The sequence below is a fragment of the Flavobacterium pisciphilum genome (assembly GCF_020905345.1).
Lineage (GTDB): Bacteria > Bacteroidota > Bacteroidia > Flavobacteriales > Flavobacteriaceae > Flavobacterium > Flavobacterium pisciphilum.
On sequence record NZ_JAJJMO010000001.1, the window covers coordinates 1,000,982 to 1,022,995 of the forward strand.

General features: G+C 30.9%; 18 protein-coding genes and 2 pseudogenes. 16 read left to right on the plus strand and 4 right to left on the minus strand.

Going from position 1 to position 22,014, the window contains the following annotated elements:
* The first annotated feature begins 382 nt into the window (after positions 1-382).
* The gene (locus tag LNQ49_RS03760; protein WP_229987387.1) at positions 383-889 is read left to right on the plus strand and encodes a CAP domain-containing protein; all 507 of its coding nucleotides are present in this window, start codon (positions 383-385) and stop codon (positions 887-889) included.
* Between the two features lie 25 nt (positions 890-914).
* On the opposite strand, the gene LNQ49_RS03765 is transcribed toward LNQ49_RS03760, so the two are convergent.
* Both LNQ49_RS03765 and LNQ49_RS03770 read right to left on the minus strand, forming a co-directional pair.
* Positions 915-1,820: a carbohydrate kinase family protein gene (locus LNQ49_RS03765; RefSeq protein ID WP_229987388.1), complete on the minus strand. Its 906-nt coding sequence runs from the start codon at positions 1,818-1,820 to the stop codon at positions 915-917.
* A gap of 202 nt (positions 1,821-2,022) precedes the next feature.
* Positions 2,023-3,189: an MFS transporter gene (locus tag LNQ49_RS03770; RefSeq protein ID WP_229987389.1), complete on the minus strand. Its 1,167-nt coding sequence runs from the start codon at positions 3,187-3,189 to the stop codon at positions 2,023-2,025.
* Between the two features lie 422 nt (positions 3,190-3,611).
* Here LNQ49_RS03770 and LNQ49_RS03775 point away from each other — a divergent pair, with 422 nt between their 5' ends.
* The 14 genes and pseudogenes from LNQ49_RS03775 (at position 3,612) to LNQ49_RS03830 (ending at position 19,768) form a co-directional block, all read left to right on the plus strand.
* On the plus strand, positions 3,612-7,088 hold the full coding sequence (locus tag LNQ49_RS03775; protein ID WP_229987390.1) for an RHS repeat protein: 3,477 nt from the start codon (positions 3,612-3,614) through the stop codon (positions 7,086-7,088).
* A 13-nt stretch (positions 7,089-7,101) separates the two neighbouring features.
* A complete protein-coding gene (locus LNQ49_RS03780) occupies positions 7,102-10,671 on the plus strand; it encodes a DUF6443 domain-containing protein (protein WP_229987391.1) in 3,570 nt (1,189 codons plus the stop codon).
* Between the two features lie 12 nt (positions 10,672-10,683).
* Entirely contained in the window at positions 10,684-11,076 is a 393-nt protein-coding gene (locus tag LNQ49_RS03785; RefSeq protein ID WP_229987392.1) for a hypothetical protein, read from the plus strand.
* 199 nt (positions 11,077-11,275) lie between these two features.
* Positions 11,276-11,362: pseudogene (locus LNQ49_RS23335) on the plus strand (IS1/IS1595 family N-terminal zinc-binding domain-containing protein); the annotation flags it as partial.
* A 106-nt stretch (positions 11,363-11,468) separates the two neighbouring features.
* Positions 11,469-11,672: pseudogene (locus tag LNQ49_RS23340) on the plus strand (RHS repeat domain-containing protein); the annotation flags it as partial.
* Entirely contained in the window at positions 11,661-12,119 is a 459-nt protein-coding gene (locus tag LNQ49_RS23305; protein ID WP_428978349.1) for a M91 family zinc metallopeptidase, read from the plus strand. The pseudogene LNQ49_RS23340 and the gene LNQ49_RS23305, both read left to right, overlap by 12 nt.
* A 165-nt stretch (positions 12,120-12,284) precedes the next feature.
* Complete coding sequence (locus LNQ49_RS03795; protein WP_229987394.1) at positions 12,285-12,602, plus strand: hypothetical protein; 318 nt, start codon at positions 12,285-12,287, stop codon at positions 12,600-12,602.
* Positions 12,603-13,095: 493 nt separating this feature from the next.
* Positions 13,096-13,929: an AraC family transcriptional regulator gene (locus LNQ49_RS03800; RefSeq protein WP_229987395.1), complete on the plus strand. Its 834-nt coding sequence runs from the start codon at positions 13,096-13,098 to the stop codon at positions 13,927-13,929.
* A gap of 339 nt (positions 13,930-14,268) precedes the next feature.
* Entirely contained in the window at positions 14,269-15,381 is a 1,113-nt protein-coding gene (locus LNQ49_RS03805) for a helix-turn-helix domain-containing protein (RefSeq protein ID WP_229987396.1), read from the plus strand.
* Between the two features lie 132 nt (positions 15,382-15,513).
* A complete protein-coding gene (locus LNQ49_RS03810) occupies positions 15,514-16,308 on the plus strand; it encodes an SDR family NAD(P)-dependent oxidoreductase (protein ID WP_229987397.1) in 795 nt (264 codons plus the stop codon).
* Positions 16,308-17,279, plus strand: a complete 972-nt coding sequence (locus LNQ49_RS03815; RefSeq protein WP_229987398.1) for an NAD-dependent epimerase/dehydratase family protein — start codon at positions 16,308-16,310, stop codon at positions 17,277-17,279. The genes LNQ49_RS03810 and LNQ49_RS03815 overlap by 1 nt, the downstream gene beginning before the upstream one ends.
* A 65-nt stretch (positions 17,280-17,344) precedes the next feature.
* Entirely contained in the window at positions 17,345-17,905 is a 561-nt protein-coding gene (locus LNQ49_RS03820) for a 2'-5' RNA ligase family protein (RefSeq protein WP_229987399.1), read from the plus strand.
* Positions 17,906-17,969: 64 nt separating this feature from the next.
* Positions 17,970-18,899, plus strand: coding sequence for a helix-turn-helix domain-containing protein (locus LNQ49_RS03825; RefSeq protein WP_229987400.1), 930 nt, complete (start codon positions 17,970-17,972; stop codon positions 18,897-18,899).
* 101 nt (positions 18,900-19,000) lie between these two features.
* Positions 19,001-19,768, plus strand: a complete 768-nt coding sequence (locus LNQ49_RS03830) for an SDR family oxidoreductase (RefSeq protein ID WP_229987401.1) — start codon at positions 19,001-19,003, stop codon at positions 19,766-19,768.
* 89 nt (positions 19,769-19,857) lie between these two features.
* Here the strand turns inward: LNQ49_RS03830 and LNQ49_RS03835 are convergent, their stop codons facing one another.
* Complete coding sequence (locus LNQ49_RS03835; protein WP_229987402.1) at positions 19,858-20,229, minus strand: DoxX family protein; 372 nt, start codon at positions 20,227-20,229, stop codon at positions 19,858-19,860.
* A gap of 101 nt (positions 20,230-20,330) precedes the next feature.
* Here LNQ49_RS03835 and LNQ49_RS03840 point away from each other — a divergent pair, with 101 nt between their 5' ends.
* Entirely contained in the window at positions 20,331-20,699 is a 369-nt protein-coding gene (locus LNQ49_RS03840; protein WP_229987403.1) for a winged helix-turn-helix transcriptional regulator, read from the plus strand.
* A gap of 99 nt (positions 20,700-20,798) precedes the next feature.
* Here the strand turns inward: LNQ49_RS03840 and LNQ49_RS03845 are convergent, their stop codons facing one another.
* Positions 20,799-21,893, minus strand: a complete 1,095-nt coding sequence (locus tag LNQ49_RS03845; RefSeq protein WP_229987404.1) for a DUF695 domain-containing protein — start codon at positions 21,891-21,893, stop codon at positions 20,799-20,801.
* Between the last annotated feature and the right edge of the window lie 121 nt (positions 21,894-22,014).

Sequence of the window (22,014 nt, forward strand, 5' to 3'; positions counted from 1 at the left end):
AAAAATTTACTAACAAACAAAAGTTAACAAATTATTATTTTTAATGTAATATCAAATTTATTTTTTATCGCAAAAACAACCCATTTAAAATAACAAAATTAATATGTTAAATAGTGAGCAAAACATACTAATATCTTTACATTTTTTAGCGAATAAGAATATTAATTAAGATTTTTAACAAATGCAAAAAATCATGTTTTCTATTAATCCCAATTAAAAACGCTTACAAGTACTTTCCCAAAAAACAGTAACCACTGTTTAACAGCCCAAAAAAACCCTATTCTTTTATTTTTAAAATTTTAAGTGGTACATGAAAAAATATACTTAACGGAACTTTGCCATCTCAAAGAAACACTTTTGATTCAGTAAATTATATTTTATTATGGCAAAACAAATTAGTCAAATTACATTTTTCATCACATTACTAGTAACACTACTATCATGTACAAATGATACACCAGAAAATAACATTTTATTAGGACCTACACCTGAAGCAAATGTAGATTACGATTATACTCCTGAAGAATTAGAAGTAATCGATTTAATCAATGAATACAGAACTAGTATCGGCTTGAATACTTTAGAAAAAATAAACTATGTCTCCGTTAAATCTGAAGAGCATAATAATTACATGATCAGTAATAACGTAGTTAACCATGATAATTTTGTAGCCCGCTCAGAAGATATCATCAAAGTTCTTGGCGTAATAAAAGTTAGTGAGAACGTTGCTTATAACTATAAGACTCCTTTGGCTGCCGTTAAAGCTTGGTTAGCTAGTCCTAAACACAAAAAAAACCTTACGGGAGATTACACTAACTTTGGTATTTCGATAACAAAAAACCCAATTAATGGTAGAAACTATTACACAAATATCTTTGTAAAGTATTAATAGAATGAATTTATTCAAACAAAAGCTAAAATCCTTTTAGCATTAATTCTTCTATTTTAGTAAATGAAATTTCAGGATTTGCTCCCACAGCTTCCGCAACCAAAGCTCCAACGGCACAAGCAAAATCAATTGATTTTTGTGGATTATCATTACTTACAAGTAATGAAGTAATTAAGGCTCCAAGAAATGAGTCCCCAGCCCCAACCGTGTCAGCGACTTTTATTGAATAACCATCATTGTGGTATAGCTTACCTTCCCATAGCAATGATGCTCCGTATTTCCCCTTAGTTACACACATGGCTTTAGAATTTGTTTTTTGAGCTATAAATTCCATATTTTCTTCTAAACTTTTAAAAGGAGAATCCATAACAACTGCAATTTCTAATAACTCTTCGTCATTAAACTTTATAAAATTAGCCGATTGCATTAGACTTTCAATTATCTCATACGAATAATGTGGCTTTCTTAAATTGACATCAAAAACCTTATAAACATCATTTTTAAGCAACTCTTCCAATGCCAATCGAGATACTGAATCTCTACAAACTAAACTTCCATAAATAAGTACATCAGCCTCGGCAACCAATTTACGAGCTGTAGTATTAAGAACAATCTTATCCCAAGCTGATGGGTAATTAATTTCATAACTGGCCGAGCCTTTATCATTTAAAGAAACCTGAACCAAACCTGTTGGAAATTCCTCTGATTTAATAATAGCATTGGTATCTAATCCTAAGCTTTTAACATGATCCATAATGGCGATTCCATCAGCATCATCGCCCACACAGCTTATCATTGCAACATCACAACCTAATGCTTTCATTCGTAAAGCTACATTAAGCGGTGCTCCTCCTATTTTTTTTTCATTATCAAAAACATCCCAAAGCACCTCACCATAAGATACTACTTTAAGTTTTTTATCATTATTCATCCTAAAAATTTTATAGTATAGTCATCAAATCAACAATCAATAAAGTAAAAATAAACTTTTATTTAAAACAATCCAATGAGTTAAACCAGATCTACAAACCAATATCAAACTCAAGATATTTTCTATAAATCAACCACAACGAATGGTCTACAAACAAAAAAGACAAGTCTGCTGGACTTGTCTTTTTTAGATATGATTTTAATTATATTTTTTGCAATTGAAGAGTTTGCTTTTTCCTTTGTATAAATATAAAAGTAATAAGTATTCCTAGAACTGACATTCCAACACCTATTAAATTAGGTGAAGCATAGCTATATCCTGCTACTAAAGGCAATCCGCCTAAAAAAGCACCTAATGCATTTCCTATATTAAAACTTGCCTGAATTACTGCCGAAGCAATCATTTCAGCTCCAGTTGCTGTTTGAATCATTAACATTTGAATTGGTGCTACAATCGAAAACGAAACACAACCCGTTAAAAACGTTAGAAACAAAGAAACGTATTGGTTAGAAGAGAAAGAATAAACCAAAAACAAATCAATAGCCATAACCAAAAGCAACATCATCACTGTGGTAGCAGGTGAAAATTTATCGGCTAATTTCCCTCCAATAAAATTTCCAATAACCATTCCCAGTCCTGCCAAAATTAAAATGTAAGGAACATTTTCGGGAGAAAACCCAGAAACATTTGTAAGCAAAGGTGCGATATAACTAATCCAAGAAAACAACCCTCCAAAACCAATGGCAGTTATTGCAATAATCAACCAAGCCTCGGCTCTTTTAAAAAACTGCAATTGAGTTTTCATACTTTCGCCAGTATTCGATTCTAAATTTGGCATCCATAAGTAGATAAAAAGAAATGTCAGTAATCCAATTACAGCAATAAGAACAAACGTATAACGCCATAAAAAATGATGTCCTATGTAAGTTCCAATTGGAACACCAATTAAATTAGCCAATGTTAATCCGGCAAACATAATAGAAACTGCCTGCGCTTCTTTTCCTTTATCAGCAAGGCGACTTGCTACAACTGCTCCCACTCCAAAAAACGCTCCGTGCGGCAAGCCCGAAAGTAACCTCGAAGCAAACAATATTTCATAAGTAGGTGCAATAATCGAAAGTGCATTAAACACTGCCAGCATCATAGCCAAGATTAAAAGCATTTTTTTTGGTGGATAATTTCTACCTATAATAACCAATAAGGGCGCACCAATCACAACACCTAAAGCATAAGCCGAAATTAAATATCCAGCTACAGGAATTGAAACATTCATATTCAGAGCAATATCTGATAACAAACCCATCATCACAAACTCTGTGATTCCGATAGTTAAACCGCCCAATGAGAGCGCAATAAGACTTTTTTTCATTTGATTTCATATAGAAAAGGAATAGATTTTCTATGGCACAAATTTACTTCTTCAGAAGCTTAAAAAAGTTGTACATTTACAACATTAACTTGTACATATAGAGCACATCGCTAACAGGATTTCAGTTTAGAACAATTAATCTTTTATAATTGATTCTCCCATCTATAAAATTCTTTTTGATATTTACTTTAATTAAGGAAATCCCCACCTTAAAGCTATCATTTTCTTCTGTCATTTTGCCTTTTATCCCTATTATCATTTCTATTTTATAGAGTTACATACCCACCTAATTTTCATACTGATATAGCATTAAGCAGGTTTTTTATCATAAAAAAAACAAGAAATATTTTATTAATTTTTAAATACTTCTTCCTAATAAATTCACTAATATTGTTACCTATTTGTAAACCAAATTAAAATTCATGAAACAAAACAAACTATTATTTTTTACACAAACTTGTTCTGTAATTAAAAAAAAACATTTTATTCTGTTTTCTCTAATTTTATTAATTAATTCTTTAATTAATAAAAATTATTCTCAAAACATCACAACATATACTCCCAAATTAAGTATACCTTCTTCTCCTGAAGCTGCCTTACTAAGCCGTTTTGGAGATATACCAATAGGATACTATACTGGAACTACAGAAATTTCTGTCCCTCTATATTCAATCAATGAGGGTGGAATACAAATTCCAATTACATTAAACTACCACAGCTCTGGTATAAAAGTCGCAGATGAAGCTACTTGGGTAGGTTTAGGCTGGGATTTAAGCCCCGAGGGAACAATAAGTGTAGAAGTGCGAGGAGAAATAGATGCATCAAAAAATCAAGAGTATTACTGTGCTAATGATCCTGAAGCAATTCAATTTAAAAATCGCTTTTTACTAATTGGAGATTATTATCACTTACTTCAAAAAGGAAGAAGACTTTCATCTACCTCCTGTAATAATGGTAGCTCCTCAAATAGTGACGAGGATCCTTATTGTATTTTAACAGACTTACTAGCAGGTAAAAGACAGCCTGATATTTACTCTTATAATTTTGGAGGATATTCAGGGCGATTCTATATAAATCCAGATACTAAAAAAGTTATATTAATGGATAATAAAAAAGAAGACATTTTCTTTGATGTTAGCTATACTGGTATAACAGCTAGAACGATTGATGGCACTATTTTTTATTTTAATGTTTTAGAAGATTCTCATGCTGGTGGTGCCTTATCTGATATTTCTGGGTTTACTTATAAGTTAAATCAAATTGACCTTCCAAATAATAAGCAAATTAATTTCTCCTATACAAATGAGCAAGCGATAAGCTTTTTTTATTCAGAGTCTGTTGATATAAATGGATCAATTAATACTAGCATAATGCAAAATACTAGTTTTGTAATTTGCAATAAAAAAACACTAACAAAAATTACAACTCCAACAACAATCATTAATTTTAATCTTGAAGATCGAGATGATATTAGCTCATCCAATGGCGTAAAAATAAAGAGACTACAATCAATTGACATACTTTCTAGTGTAAGTAATAAAAAAATCAAATCATACAACTTTAATTACTCCTATTTTAATAATAACACCATCGGATATAATCCTTCAGTTAATACTCCTGAAGCCAGTAAAAGACTAAAACTTGATTCTCTTAAGGAAATTGGATATGACATCAATGGAACACTAGATACATCTAGCCCAGATTATAAATTCAATTATAAAACTGATGTAATAATGCCTCAAAAAAATTCTTTTGCAGTAGATATTTGGGGTTATTATAATGGTCAAAACAATTCTGTTTTAGTACCTAATTTAGACTATTTCCAGTATCCATTAGAACCTCGATTCAGCATTACAAATAAGCCGTATTTTACATATCCATATTATGGAGCTATTAGATACACAGACAATGCCTATGCTGGTGCTAATATGTTAAACAAAATTAGCTACCCCACCGGCGGTTATACTGAATTTGAATATGAACCAAATACTTTTACAAATCAATTTATCCCTACAGTAGATCAATTCCTCTCAACTCGCAAATCTTTCATCTGCCGAATAGACAATTCTTTTACAAATCCACAGGATTTTTCTAAAATTTTTACAATATCAAAAAATACAACTCTGAAGATAAAAAGCTCTATAACACATGGGTTTCCAAATAAAAACCCACAAAACCCTAATGCTAATACTTCAAATATTATTTATGACATATGGTATAATTCTAAAGTTGAATTAAGAAAAACTCTTAATGGATCAACTACAGTTATAAAAAGCTGGGACCCTAAATACAGTATAACATTACAAGCATTTACAACTAGTGGTGCGCAATCTTGGGATGAAGATATTACATTAATATACGAACCTGGAGCAACTTATAATTTAAGTGTTTATTTTCCAAAAGTAGAATATACGTACAGTAATTATTACATTTCTCAAACTTATAGTAATGTCATTTACTCTGACGATTCATCGATTAATAAAACATTAAGTACTCAATGTGGGTTTAGAATTAAATCATTAAAGAATTATTCACAAACAGGCATTCTAGAAAATCACAAACAGATTAATTATTACGATGGAAAATTATTAAATAAATTTGATCCACTAACTAGCATTAACATTAATAATAAAACATCTGGAGGCGTGAGCGGAGGAATTCCCTACGAGTATATTGGCTTCCATAAAAGAATAAGTCTTTCAACTGATGATTTTGGAATAAATGGAGGTAACCTTATCGGTTATGGAAAAGTAGAAGAAGTAGAAATAAATACCAACACTCCATCCAATAATATTGGAAAAAAAACATTTTATTACAATAATGTTCCTAATAAAACTAAAACTGGTTTACCTAACATTCCGAATTTAAAAAATGGACTAATTAACAATGAAGAATATTATAATCATGCTGGAGATACGTTATTTAAAAAAAAATACTATTATAAAAATTTAATATCTCCTTCAATAAACTTTAACGGAATAAAAATGGTATTAAAATCTTATGGTTCTACAGTACCCTGTGGAGACACCTATCAACAAGGAAACTATATCACTGCTTATTATAATGATAATATCTTAAGTGGAACCCAGTACCAATATAATGTATATCCAATAAATGCAGAATGGAATTTATTAGAACAAACTATCTCAAAACAATATTTCAATAATAAAATATTAACTACCATTGAAGATTACACTTATAATTCACAAGGAAAAATCAGAACAACTTCAACCAATAATAGTAAAGGAGAAACTATAAAAACTAATTATTACTATGCAAATGATTATCCAACACAACTTCCTATTGAACACACAATGGTAACTAATCAAATGACAGGAATTCCATTAGTTACTGAAAATCGTAAAAACAATGAACTACTCTATAAACAAAATATACAATACACTAAAGATATTTCAACTAATAATCTGATTCTTCCTAAATATATTCTCTCCGAAAAAGGGAATGGTTCAAACAACATAACTTCTGAAAAAAAAGTTTCTTATAATAAATATGATGATAAAGGAAACATACAGCAATATACTATTGAAAATAGCTCACCAGTAACTATACTATGGGGCTACAATCAAACCCAGCCCATTGCTAAAATAGAGAATATTAGTTATGCAAACATTCCTGCAGGTTTGATTACAACTGCACAAGATGCTTCAAACACAGGAACAGAAACAGCATTAATAGATGCTTTAAATGCCTTACGCATAGCATTACCCAATGCAATGGTTACAACCTATACTTATATTCCACTAGTTGGAGTAAGCACTATTACAGATCCCAAAGGTGATACAATCACTTATAGCTATGACAACTTTGGAAGATTGCAATTTGTAAAAGACAAAGACAAAAATATCCTTTCAGAAAACCAATACCATTATAAACAATAAGCCAAAAATGATTATGAAAAAAATTACAGCCCTACTTTTGGTTTTGTTTCCTATAATAATGATTGGACAAACTCAAAGTGAGAATTACATAAAATCAGTAACCTATAAAGTCGCTACCCAAACTGCTATTGCAGCTCCTACGATTAATCAGGCCAATCAGAATATTACTTATTTTGATGGCCTAGGAAGACCAATTCAACAAATTAAGTACCAGGCATCCGCAACAGGAAAAGATATTGTAATCCCTACAGAATACGATGGTTTTGGAAGACAACTAAAAGAATACCTTCCTTTTGCTTCTGGACAAAATAATTCAAATTATATTGCTCCTTCAACTTTAATTCCTGATTTAGTACAGCAGTATAAAACCAAATATGGCGCAGTAAATGCGAACCCTTATAGCGAAAAACAAGTAGAGGCTTCCCCTTTAAATCGAGTGTTACAACAAGCAGCTCCAGGAAACGATTGGGCATTGGCTAATAATCATACCGTCAAAATGGATTATCAGGCCAATAGTGATGCAGATCAAGTCCTGTTATTTATTGCTAACACTACTTGGAAAGAGTCTTTAGGATTATATGATATAAGTTTGAGTAAAGCAAATGGAACAGGATTTTATCCAGCCAATGAGCTTTATAAAACAATTACCTATGATGAGAACACAACAGCTTCACTAGTTGAAGCTAATGGTTCTACTGTAGAATTTAAAAATAAAGAAGGACAAGTAGTTTTAAAAAGGACTTATGATGCAGGAGCAAAACACGATACCTATTATGTGTATGATCAATATGGTAATTTAACCTATGTAATTCCCCCTAAAGCCTCAGATCTTATAAATGTATCCAATAGTCCATATGATACTAGCTCTAAAGCTACTGTAGCCTCAGGAACTTCATTAGATTTAACAGCAACCAATTCAATTACATTGTTACCTGGATTTAATGCTGTAAAAGGAAGTACTTTTTCGGCAAGAATAGAGTCTGGAAGTCTAGCAATTTTAAATGATTTATGTTATCAATACAAATACGATTATCGCAATCGATTGGTTGAGAAAAAACTACCAGGCAAGCAATGGGAGTTTATAGTATATGATAAATTAGACAGACCTGTAGCTACAGGTCCTTCAAATTCTCCTTTCACAGATTTAAGCACAACGGGTTGGTTAATTACCAAATACGATGCTTTTAGTCGTCCTGTTTATACGGGATGGATGACAGAAACTGCAGCTACAGACACTGGTAGAAAAGCATTACAAGATGCTCAAAATAATGCAACAGTTTTATTCGAAACCAAACAAGCAACAGGAACCATAGATGGTATTGCAGCTTATTATAGTAATATAGTTGCCCCTACTAGCTTCAAGCTTCTTACTGTAAACTATTATGATGATTATACTTTTCCAAGTACACCTGCTATAACAATACCTACAAGCGTAGAAGGACAAAACACTTTAGCAGCTTCGCAGCTAAAAACAGTAAGTACCGCTTCATGGATAAGAGTTGCTACCTTGAGTACCGCAACATTGGGGGAAACAACAGCTGTTTTTTACGATGCTAAAGCAAGACCAATTCGTAATTATACTCAAAATTATTTGGGAGGTTATGCCTATACTGATAGTAATTTAGATCCTTTTTCAGGACAGTTACAGTACACCATAACAAGACACAAAAGAGTTAGTGGTGATCCGGAATTAAAAACAAAAGAAGCATTCACCTATTCAGCCCAAGACCGTTTGCTTACACATACCCATCAGATTAATGATGGAGCAATTGAACTTATTGCAGCCAATACTTATGATGAATTAGGTCAGTTGGAATTTAAGAAGGTAGGAAACACCACCACAGCTCCAACTCAAAAAATAGATTTTACTTATAACATCAGAGGATGGTTAACAGGTATAAATAATATGTCTTCACTTACTCAAGCTGGAGATCCTAAAGATTTATTTGCCTTTAAGCTAGATTACAATACAGTACCAACAGGAGTTCCTGGAGTATTACCGTTATACAATGGAAATATCTCGGAAACATCATGGAAGTCAAATTCAGATTCAGGTACAACAACTCGAGGGTATGGCTATAAATATGATAATCTAAACCGTCTTAAGACAGCCGTTTTTCAAAAAAATAATGCTGTGACTAATACTTATGATGAATCGTTATCTTATGATAAAAATGGTAATATAATGGGGTTATCCCGTAATGGATCTTCAGATACTACTCCAATACTAATAGATGATTTGGTTTACAGTTATGGCAATGCAAATAAAACTAACCAACTTATCAAAGTGGCAGATAGCAGCAATAAAGCAGTTGGTTTTGTTGATGGCTCTAATGCAGAGGATGATTACAGTTACGATGCCAATGGAAATATGATTAGTGATGCCAATAAAAACATTACAGCTATTACTTATAATCATTTGAACTTACCAACTCTTATCACTTTTGGTTCTACTGGAAACATTGCCTATACTTATAATGCAACAGGACAAAAAGTGCTGAAAATTGTAACTAGTGGAACTAATAAAACGAGTACTGATTATGTAAATGGGTATCAATATGAAAATAACATACTTCAGTTCTTCCCTCAATCAGAGGGCTATGTAAATAACAATTCGGGAACTTTTGAGTATATTTACCAGTATAAAGATCATTTAGGGAATATACGCTTGAGTTATGATAAAAACCTAAGCATTGTTGAAGAAAACAATTATTACCCGTTTGGATTAAAACAAATAGGATATAACGATGTCATTAGTTCTTTAGGTAATGCAGTTGCTAAAAAGTATAGATACAACGGAAAGGAGTTGCAAGACGAGCTGGGGCTTAACATGTATGACTATGGTGCACGTAATTATGACTCTGCATTGGGACGTTGGATAAATATTGACCCATTGGCAGAGAAAATGAGAAGACATAGTCCTTATAATTATGCTTTTGATAATCCTATGCGATTTATAGACCCTGATGGGATGTCGCCTAAGGATGTAATAATAAAAGGAACAAAAGCTCAAGATGCAGTAAATCAGTTACAGCAATCTGTAACTAAAGAATTAACACTTTCAACAGATGCTACGGGAAGATTACACTATACTCAAAATGAAACTGGTCCTTTAACAGAAGGAGCTCAACAATTGGTAAATGCAATTGATGATAAATCAGTGATAGTGAACGTTGATGCTAATAATGATGCATTATCAAAAAATAATGGTAAGATAATTGTTGGTCAGTTTAATGGAAATAGTACAATTATTGGTATAACTAATACATCTCAGGAAATTAATACAGACAATACAAAAGTTTTAGATAATGCAAATGAAAAGCCTGGAGCTACTGTTCTACATGAAGTTGTGGAGTCGCACTTAGGCGGGAAGGAAGCTCAATCGAGAGATTTAACAAATGTAGGACCAGCTACAAGGAGTGATGCTAATAATCCAACTAGTGTATATAGTGTAGCGCACAAAAATGCTCCAGCACAAGGTGGACTTTTATTTATTAGACCATCTAATCCATCAGTTCCAAATAGTGGAATGCTCTATACTAAAGATAAAAGTAATACAGTGGTTCCAATACGAACCTTCTAAAACTATTGATATATGAAACATTTAATTATATTATTTTCCTTATTTTTTCTACAAGTACAACCTTCTCAAACGGAACAAATAAAATTAAAAGATAGCTACAAAATAATAAGGATAGATTCTATAAATAACGTCTATAGTATTTATGCCCGAAGGGAGAATTTGCTATTTAAAATATTATCATTGAAAAATGATAATATTGATAAAAAATTAAAAAAAATTAAATGCGGGGAAAACTATAAATTGCAATTAATTTCTTTGCTTGAAGGTGATAGTAGATACCCGATAAATATTGATGGAATTGATTTCCATGGTCAAACTATAGAATTAGAAAGAGATTCTATAAATGATTTATATATTACTAAAAATTTAATAGGATTGTATTATAAATCAGATTGTTCTAAATAGTATTGGTAAGTACCCCGCTCTCCTAAGTCGGTAGTGTATCAGATGTGTTGGAGTTATAGAAAATCAGATATTTATATTAATATCGCATAAAAATTAAAACAGCCTTTTGGGCTGTTTTTTTATTTTATAATGCCTTAAATAGAAAAAAATAGAATCAAACTAGACTAGGTGTTACAGATGTGTTGGTGATATTCGAAAGATGATAAAGTACGGAAAGACAAAGTCTGGTAATCAGAGATATATTTGCAGAGTATACAGTAAAACTAGAGTTGAAAATTATGCATATTTACTTTTGGATTTGAGCAATAAAACAGTAAGTTTATCCTTTAAAATTATGTTCTTAAAAACATTGCATTTAACAGGTGGAACTTGTAAAAATAGTTGCAACCCCTTATAAGTATAAGTATAATGGAAAAGAGTTACAGGACGAGCTGGGGCTTAACATGTATGACTATGGAGCAAGATTTTATGACCCTGCACTTGGTCGATGGATGAACACAGATCCTCTAGCAGAGCAAATGAGAAGACATAGCCCGTATAATTATGCTTTTGATAATCCTATGCGATTTATAGACCCTGATGGGATGAAATCTGAAGATATTATCGTAGTTGGAACAAAAGAGTATAGACAACAAGTAATGAAAGATCTGCAAAAAATAACCAACCAAAAGCTTGTGTTTAATGAAGGGGCAAATGGTCAAGGGAAAATAGAATTTAGTGGCACTCCAAGTGGTAGTAAAAAATCTGTTGGAACAGATTTAGTTAGTAATTTAATCAATTCGAAGCATGATATAATAATTCAAGATGGAGATAATAATAAAACTCACTATACAGATTCCGATGCTGCAAGCGGAGTAACTGAAGGTGGATCTGGCTCTACCGTAACGTATAAACCTAATGAGAAAGGTCAAGGTATAATGAATGCAGATGGCACAACTGGAAGACCTGCACAAAATGGACTAGCTCACGAATTAGGTCATGCCCAAGACGGCATAAACGGCACAAATGTTTCTGTCGATTTGTCGAATAGTAAAGAAATTTAAAAAAATTTAAAAAAGGAAACTTATTTATTGTTAACGACCCTGATAATAATGGTTCAAGGCAATATACGACAAAATCAGAATATAATGTTAGGACAAAAATTGATAATCCAATTAGAGCAGAACAAAGTGCAAAACAGAGAGCTATTCCTAAAAAGACGATATAAAATGAGTATTTTTTTTAAAATCTTAGTAGTTATTATACCAATTGTTTTTTTTAGTTGTGTTAATGCTAATAAATCAGTAAATGACAGCAGTCTACATTTATTTTTCTCAAACACAGATTGGAATGACTTTAATTCCAAAACATTAACAGAAAATAAATTGAGTCATTTTTTGAATGATAAAATTGACTTTTATAATAGAGAATCTTTTTTTTCATTCATGAAAAAAAGTAAATTGGATTCACCTTACGATGATTTCTATCTCGTTGAAATAGAAATACCAAACGGAGAAAGAACTTTTTCAAAAAAATATTGGTGTTAAATTATAATAACAAAATAACATATTTAGGTTTTAAAAAAAATATTGACTGGAATAAATCTGACTTATCTAAAGAAGAAATCAATGAGTTTAAATACGAAACTTTAAAAAGTGGTGCTAAAAATAATTCAGACAGTTATGTACTAACAACACATATAAAATCAGATAGGTACTAAAGGAAGAATCAGATTTCAGATTCGGTTTATGCATCCTGAGGCACGCCAAACAAAATCAACACAATACAAGGATGAACTCAACGGTTCGTCCTTTTTGTTTGTTGGTAATCTGGAAATAAAAACAACCAAACAAATTACAGGGAATAACTTATAATATATATACGAAAGTAAAGAATAATTTAATAAATGATACATTTAAATTAGGAACTATAATAACTGTTTTCACAGATTATAAAAGAAAGGATAAACCTCTGAAATTTAATATCAAAAATCGATTTTAAAAGTTGTACATTTACAACATTAACTTGTACATATAGAGCATGCCGAAATTAAATCAATTTGAAACGCTTGTTATCGATGAATTTGAAGAAGAAAAATTTCATCTCCCTTTTCATAGCCACACCTATTATGAAATAATTTATATTGTAAAAGGAAACGGAATCCATCATCTCAACAAAAACTTACTCCCTTACAAGTCAGGAGATTTATTTGTAGTCTCACCCGAAGACGAACACTACTTTGATATAAAAAAATGCACTCGATTTGTCTACATAAAATTCACTGATAATTATTTTAATTCTAATAAAAGTCTTTTCTGTGATGATTTACTACTAAACACTCCAGAATGTTTTATGAGAGATAAATTACTTAAAGAAACGGTATTAAAACTAGATGAGCCTTGTAAAACAATTCTAAAAAATACGATAGAGAACATTACTGCTTACAACTCCAGAATTGATGTAACTACCTCTCCAATCGTTTTCTATCAAATACTTTCTATCTTTGGATTAATAAAAGAAACTATACGTGGTATGAATCCAAAAGCAAATGGAAATCATATCGATAGCGAACAAATTACATCTTATATTCATCAGAATATTTATTATCCAAAATCTGTTCAGATAAAAGCAATTTCTGCTCATTTTAATATCGCAGAGACCTATTTTAGCGCTTATTTCAAAAGAACATTTTCTATCAGTTACAGAGATTATATCAATAATTTACGTACCACATTGATCGAGAAAAGAATTTCAAACAATCAAATGCCCATCAAACAAATTGCTTATGAGTTTGGTTTTACCGATGAAAGCCATTTATCGAATTACTTTAAAAAAAGAAAGAATATGAAACCTACTGATTTTAAGAAACTGTAGCCTAACTTTAAACGAAACCTTTTATAGATAAATATTTTAGTCTAATCTCTCCCTATTTTTCTTTAAAAATAAAAAAAGCGAATAACCATTTTAGCCATTCGCTTTTAAAGTAACTTAGATTGATATTTTTTTTGCTAATATATTGAATACGAAAATATATAAAAACCCATTTTGAGCTTAATTTTGTGATTTTTTATAACAGCAACGGCAACCATTTTAAATAGAAACCTAAACAATTCAAAAACAATTTTGTTTAAAATATCCCGTTAATGCTAAATAGTAATAATTTAGCAGTTGCTGAAGTAAAAAACAATCTGACTCCCCCTTAAAACACACATAATGAGAATAATCGAACTTAATTCCTTAATAATAATTTTGATTTTCGGGTCGCTCATTATACTTTCATTTCTCAAAATTACCAATCCACTAAACGTAAATAAGAAAGCTAATTTTTGCTTCGGAATCTTTCTTTTTCTTTGGGCTACATTTTGGATTGATGAAATTGGATTACTTTTAGGTACCTCAAAAATTAACGATACTTTAAGTGCATTTATTCGTTTTATCCAATTTTCAACCCCTCTTGTTTTTTATTTTAGCATCGTATTTTTTACCAATCCTAATTATAAATTCGGTAAAAAAGATTTAAAATACCTTATCCTTCCAATTGTATTTTTATCAATTTTAACGCTACAATTAGAAACCGATAAAAACCATAATTACTTTCAATTTATATTGATAATCATTATGCTTACACAATCTTTATTTTATGCAATTGCATCGTATTTAAAGATTAGAAAACACCGAAAAAACACACTCCTATTTTCTTCTAATGCAAATGAAATAGACCTAAGCTGGCTAGAATATATTATCATATTAATATTGTCTATGAGTGTGATTATTACGGCATATAATCTGTTCTTTTATTCCTCGGGACTAAACGTATTTTTAAATAGTATATCATTAATTATAATTTACATAATCGCGTACTATTCCTTAAAACAAAAGGAGATTTTTCCATTGGATGAAAAACAACGCTCTGAAATAATTTTGATAAATGAACAAGAAGAATTAATCGAAATAAAAAGAAAAGTTATTACAGATGAGGAGTTGATAATCCTAAAAAAACAACTGAATCATTTAATGCATGAGGAAAAGCCATATTTGGATAGCGAGCTAAATCTTATCAAATTATCCGAATTGGTAAATAGTACCCCACATCAAGTATCCTATGCTATTAACTCTGGATTCAATGAGAACTTTTTCCAATTCATCAATAAATACCGAGTAGAAAGAGCAAAAGAATTATTGGTAAAAGAAGAAATGAACAATCTTTCTATTCTAGGCATTGCTTATGAATCTGGTTTTAACTCCAAAACTTCATTTAATAATACTTTCAAAAAAATCACCAACCAAACTCCATCAGAATTCAAAAAGAATAGTCCCAGTTTATAAGTTCGAACTTTTACCAAAAAACAACTACTCAAATTCAAATACTTACACAATAACAAAACTGGTTCTTGTTTATAAACAGGAACATTTCTGGCTATAATCAAATCTACATTTGCTTCATATAATTAAAAAAATATGGAAGCGCAAGAAGAATTAAAAGATCAATTTGTAGTAATAACAGGAGCCAGTCAAGGATTAGGAAAAGAGTTTGCTTTGGAATTCGCTAAAAGGAAAATGAATCTCATATTGGTAAGCTTACCCAATCAAGGGCTTTCGGAATTCTCCAATGAAATAGCAAAAGAATACACTGTTAAAACAGCCTATTTCGAAACTGACTTATCAATTTCAGATAATGTTTTAGCACTATCCAATTGGATAAACAAAAATTTTAAGATTCATATCTTAATTAATAATGCTGGAACTGGAGGCTCAAAAAAATTCATCGATGCCAAGGTCGATTACATCAATACAATCATGCAACTAAATGTTGTAGCAACTTCTATCCTAACCCATCAGTTGCTGCCTAATTTAATGGAACAAAAACAATCCTATATACTTAATATTTCAAGCATGGCAGCTTTTTCTCCTATTGGTTACAAAACTGTTTACCCAGCCTCCAAAACTTTCATCCACTCCTTCTCAAGAGGATTATACCAAGAATTAAAGGATACTAATGTGTTTGTAAGTGTTGTAAATCCTGGTGCAATGAAAACCAATGACGAAATTAAAGCTCGAATAGAAAAACAGGGATTTTTAGGAAAACTAACCTTGCTCGATCCGCAAAAAGTAGCTCAATATTGTATCAAACAATTATTGAAAAAAAACACAGTAATCATGGTAAATCCTATAAGTTGGGCTATACTCCAAATCTTACCAATCGGAATACGACTCCCCTTAATGACTAGAGCAATTAAAAGAGAAATAGGATAATGAAAAAAGTATTTGTAACAGGAATTAATGGGTTGTTAGGTACCAATGTGGCCGAAAACTTATTGAATAATGGCTTTCTCGTAAAAGGATTAATCCGTGATAAAGCAAAATTCGAAGGTAAGATTCATCCAAATCTAGAACTGCATCAAGGCAATTTATTTGATGATTTAACTACAATATTAAAAGATGTAGATTTTGTAATTCATATTGCAGCCGAAACAAATCAAAACTTGCTCCACTATCATAATTACCAAAAAATAAATTATGATGCAACTGTTCTATTATTCAATACTGCAATTTACTGCAAGGTAAAAAAGTTTATTTTCGTTAGTACAGCAAATACATTGGGCTATGGTTCTATAGATGATTTAGGGAATGAAAAAAAGAAAATAAAACCTCCATTTACAAATTCATTTTATGCCAAAAGCAAATTGGAAGCTGAAGAGTATCTTTTTAAAAACAAAGATAAAATTGAGGTACAAATAATCAATCCAACCTTTATGATTGGCGCATACGATTCCAAACCAAGTTCTGGGAAAATTATTTTAATGAGCTGGAAAAAGAAAATCATTTTTTACCCACCAGGAGGAAAGAATTTTGTCCATGTTAAAGATGTTTCAAAGGGAATTATTGCCTGTTTAGAAAAAGGAAAAAATGGAGAAAATTTTCTTCTAGCAAATAAAAACCTCAGCTACTTAGAGTTTTTCAAGAAGCTAAATATAATTGCAAATCAAAACCCAATTATGATAAAAATTCCTAAGCAAATGCTAATTACATTGGGTTATTTTGGAGATTTCATCCGATTGTTTAAAATTAAAACAAACATTAACTCTACTAATATGAAAGCGCTGTGTGTCTCTAATTTTTATTCAAATGAAAAATCAATAAAAGAATTAGGAATCAATTATCTACATACTGAAGTGGCAATCAATGATGCCTTGAAATATTTTCAATCAAAAAAGAAAAATTAAAAGAACCTCAACTATAGTATTGCTAACTTTGTAAATCTCTAACACTATAAGAAATAAAGTCTATCATGCTTAAACACTATTCGGTAGCAATATACCCTACAGAACCAATCATTGCTATAATTAAATCAATGAAAGAGCAACTGGCTAAGGAAGTAGGATGGTTTAATAGTAAAAATTCTGTTGCCCATAATACCATTTGTGAGTTCAAAGTTTCAGACAAAGAACTTGAAATTGTTAAATCTAAATTAAGCCGATTGTGTGATAGTTTTGAACCATTTGATATACAATTAGACCATTTTAATTCTTATACAAATGGTGCATTTGTAATAACTCCCAACGAAGTTTCTAAAAACAAATTAAAACCAATCATGAAACGGGTTCAACAATCGCTTCTTATCTCAAATATGAAAAAAAGCGACAATCCACATCTATCGATTGCCAGAAAATTAAGTCCTGAAAACATCGAAATTGCAAACCAGATTTTTACCACAGTCGATATCAATTTTGTATGTGATAACATTGTACTGAGACAGTTTGACGATACCATAAAACAATTCATAGTAATTGACACTTTCAAATTTAATAGCAATACACAACCTGAGTTAATACAAGGGACCCTTTTTTAGATTAAAATCTATTTAAATCCCTAATTATTTTATTTTGTATATTTGAATCTTACAAGTCCTTTATATGAAAACGACTTCAATCGATCAATTTTATAAAGAAATCACAGAAGGTTCAGCTATTGAGCCTAGCTCACTATTACCAAATGATATAAAAAAAGAAATTGGACACTTTAATGTTTTCAATATAAAAGAACTTTGGGAAAAATTTCAGGACAAACCCGTTATGTCTTATGACCGAAGAGCTTATTATAAAATAAGTTTAATTAGAGGTAAAAATAGAGCTGAATATGCTGACAAAGTAATTGACATTAAAAAGAATGCCATCTTGTTTGCTACTCCCAAAATCCCGTATCATTATGTTCCTCTAGACACTGATCAGTCAGGTCATTTTTGTATTTTTACATCTGAATTTATAACAGGGAATAAAAACGGAATAGAACTAGATGAACTTCCTATATTTAAATCAGATGGTTATCCTATTTTTGAACTCAACGATGATGAAACTACTGAAATCGAACTGATTTTTAAAAAGATACATACCGAAATCAATTCTGACTATGCTTATAAATATGATTTAATTCGTAATTATGTATCAGAGTTAATTCATTTTGGACAAAAACTACAGCCTGTAACAGCTTTATACTCTAAACATAATTCGGCAGCTAGAGTTTCATCCTTGTTTATAGAATTACTTGAAAGACAATTCCCTATAGAATCTCCACACCAGAAAGTTGAATTAAAAACGGCCAAAGACTTTGCTGCTCGATTATCTATTCATGTAAATCATCTTAATAAAGTATTAAAAGAAAATACCGGAAAAACTACTACCGAATTAATAAGTAGCCGACTAACACAAGAAGCAAAAATTTTGCTAAAAGAAACCAACTGGAATGTATCTGAAATTGCATACACACTTGGTTTTGAAGAACTAGCCCATTTTTCTAATTTTTTCAAAAAACAAACCTCACTTACCCCCTTATCTTTTCGATTATAATTCATTGGATTTGAATTTTGCAAACATCTGATTGATATTTGCAAATCCCTCATTTTGCTTCTTATTTACCTTTGTTCTTTCATTTATAAACAAATATAAAAATGGCAACAAACACAAAAATAGCCTTAGTAACTGGAGGCAGTAGAGGATTAGGAAAAAATATGGCATTAAGCATTGCTAAAAAAGGAATCGATGTAATACTTACTTATAATAGCAATGAAGATGAAGCTAAAAATGTAGTTTCTGAAATTGAAAAACTAGGACAAAAGGCAGTTGCTTTGCAACTTAATACTGGTGGAGATATAAAGAACTTTGATGTCTTTTATACCCAAATTACCACTGTATTAAAAGATACTTTTCATGCTGAACGTTTTGACTTCTTAATCAATAACGCAGGTATTGGAATTAATGCTCCCTTCTCAGAAACTACTGAAGAACAATTTGATCAATTAATGAACATCAACTACAAAGGTGTTTATTTTTTAACCCAAAAAGCATTGCCCTTTTTACAAGATGGTGGGCGCATAATTAATATTTCTACAGGATTGGCACGATTTACTGGACCAGGTTATTCTGCTTATGCCTCTATGAAAGGTGCAATAGAAACTTTTACAAAATATCTAGCTAAAGAGCTTGGTAGCCGTAAAATTATCGTTAATGTTGTAGCTCCTGGAGCCATCGAAACAGATTTTGGAGGTGGAGCTGTAAGAGACATTCAACAATATAATGATTATGTCAAATCTGTAACTGCATTGGGACGTGCCGGATTACCTGATGATATAGGTGGTGTTGTAGCTTTCTTATGTACTGAAGATGCTCGATGGATTAATGCTCAACGCATTGAAGTTTCAGGAGGAATGAATCTGTAAAACCTCTTTACAATTAGGGTAAATTAAGTTCCGTCAAAAATAGAAACTTAATTTACCTTAATGGTAACAACAATGACCTATTATCACTTTTACAGAATTATTTTAAAATTTTTATCAGACCATAACAACAATATAGTCAGAACACACATTATAAGAGAATTATAAAAATGATTATACTCCTGATGTGCCATGTGGGCTGTAAATGCACCTACTGCAAAAGGGAACAAAAATAAAATTCCAATTGTTTTTATAGGCGGATTAAATAACCCTATTACGATTAACAAAACACCTATAACCTCCCCAATACCAATGTAAATTGTCCAAACCTTGTTAAAGCCTAAAGATTCCATGCTTTTCATCATAGATTCTTTTTGAAAAATTTTAAAAAGTGAGGCATATCCAAACACATATAGATAATACAAATAACTAGACCAATGAACAATTGTTTTAATAGTTTCCATTTTTTATATATTTTAATTCTACAACAAATATATTTACTAACTTGCACTGATACTAGTACTTACTAAATTGTCAAGTACTAACAAAAAAGTAAGTACCTATTATGAGAAAAGAAAATTCTACCAATAGTATTAATGAAAAAATACTAAACGAGACTTGTGGTATTGCCTACACACTCTCTTTAATAGGAGGAAGATGGAAAATAAATATTTTAAGTTATCTAATTAACGAACACAAGCTTCGATACAGTGAATTAAGATCCAGACTTACTGGAATTTCTGAACGCATGCTCATTTCTAAACTTAAAGAGCTAGAAAGTGACGGACTAGTAAATCGAATCGTTCACGCGCAAGTTCCTCCTAAAGTAGAATATGAGTTGACCTCTCTTGGTAAATCTTTTGAAGGGATTTTAAATTCAATGGCAGACTGGGGAGAAAAAAACTACCGAAACAACGACTCTGTAACCTTATAAAACAAAAAAGCATCCACTAAATGTGGATGCTTTTTTATAATAATTACTCAGAATTAAATTAAGAGAGTATACTCTCTTAGAGCCTTAACTCAACAATATTTAATTCATAAACCTACTGAATGATTGCCAGTATTTATCTTTATAAATTTCATATTCAATCTCCACCTGAGAAGCAAATTTGTCTTTAATTTCTTCAAGCACTATTGAAGGTTTTCTAAAATCTTTACAAGCAAAATAAATCTCTCTTAAGCTATCAGCAGTTTCACGTCCTAGATTTAAATATCCATCAGAATCTTTTAGTTTTTCCATCAAAAAGTCATCTTCAATTTCGTCTAATAAATGAAACATATCGCTATCAGGAAATCCATTATTCTCCGCTCCATTATACCCAATTCTTACAGTTACAATCCAAGGATGCGATGGCTTTGCATCCCATTCAAACAATGTCGAATTAATAACAGCCATTAATGGCATACCATTGCTAAGGGTAGCTTCTAGACTTGAATAACCATCATTTTCGGTATCATGTCGTACTCCATCATATTTCTCAACAAACTCTTTTTGTCGCCAAATCAAGAAATCTTTTAATTTTTCAATAGGCACTAACTCTTTAGTTGCTTCATTTGTACCAACGACATTAATCATATCAACGTTTTCAGTAAAATGAAGTTCTCCAAGGTAATTATCCAAAAAGATAAATGTTCCATTTGTTATAATAGGTTTGTTCTCTTCAGTGCAATCTAAATGAACAATTGTAATGTCTATTTTATCAGGAAACTCATTTTCTTCATTTGAATAAAAGAATAGATTCTCTTTATCAAAAGCATAGCCATTCATTTTAATACCCAAATTATCAATATTCATAGCAGGTTTTAGTGCAGTAAATTTCCAATTAGGAAGCTGAGGGGCTGCATTTACCAAATCTTCTATAAAAACTATATTTTTAATATTACCATCGGCTGTAAGAACTAACTCGGCAGTATCCTCATTAGCCATCCCTGCCAAAAAGAAATAACCTTCTTTTAGCTCTTGCAATTTAGGAGATAACTTATCAAAGAAATTTTTTTCAATATTGTCTCCTTTACTTACCGTATTAAAAAAATCCTTTTCGTTTGTTTTAAACCAATTCCAAAAATCTGCGTATGTTTTTATAGCTTCCTCTTTTTTTCCGAACATATTGTTGATTAATCCCATTCTCTATAATTCTTATTTTTCTATAAATTAATTTAAAATTCGCATTGTCATATTATACTCTCAAATATAACAAAAGAGCTGCTATTATAAAATCAAATTGACAAAAAATATAAAAAAACTA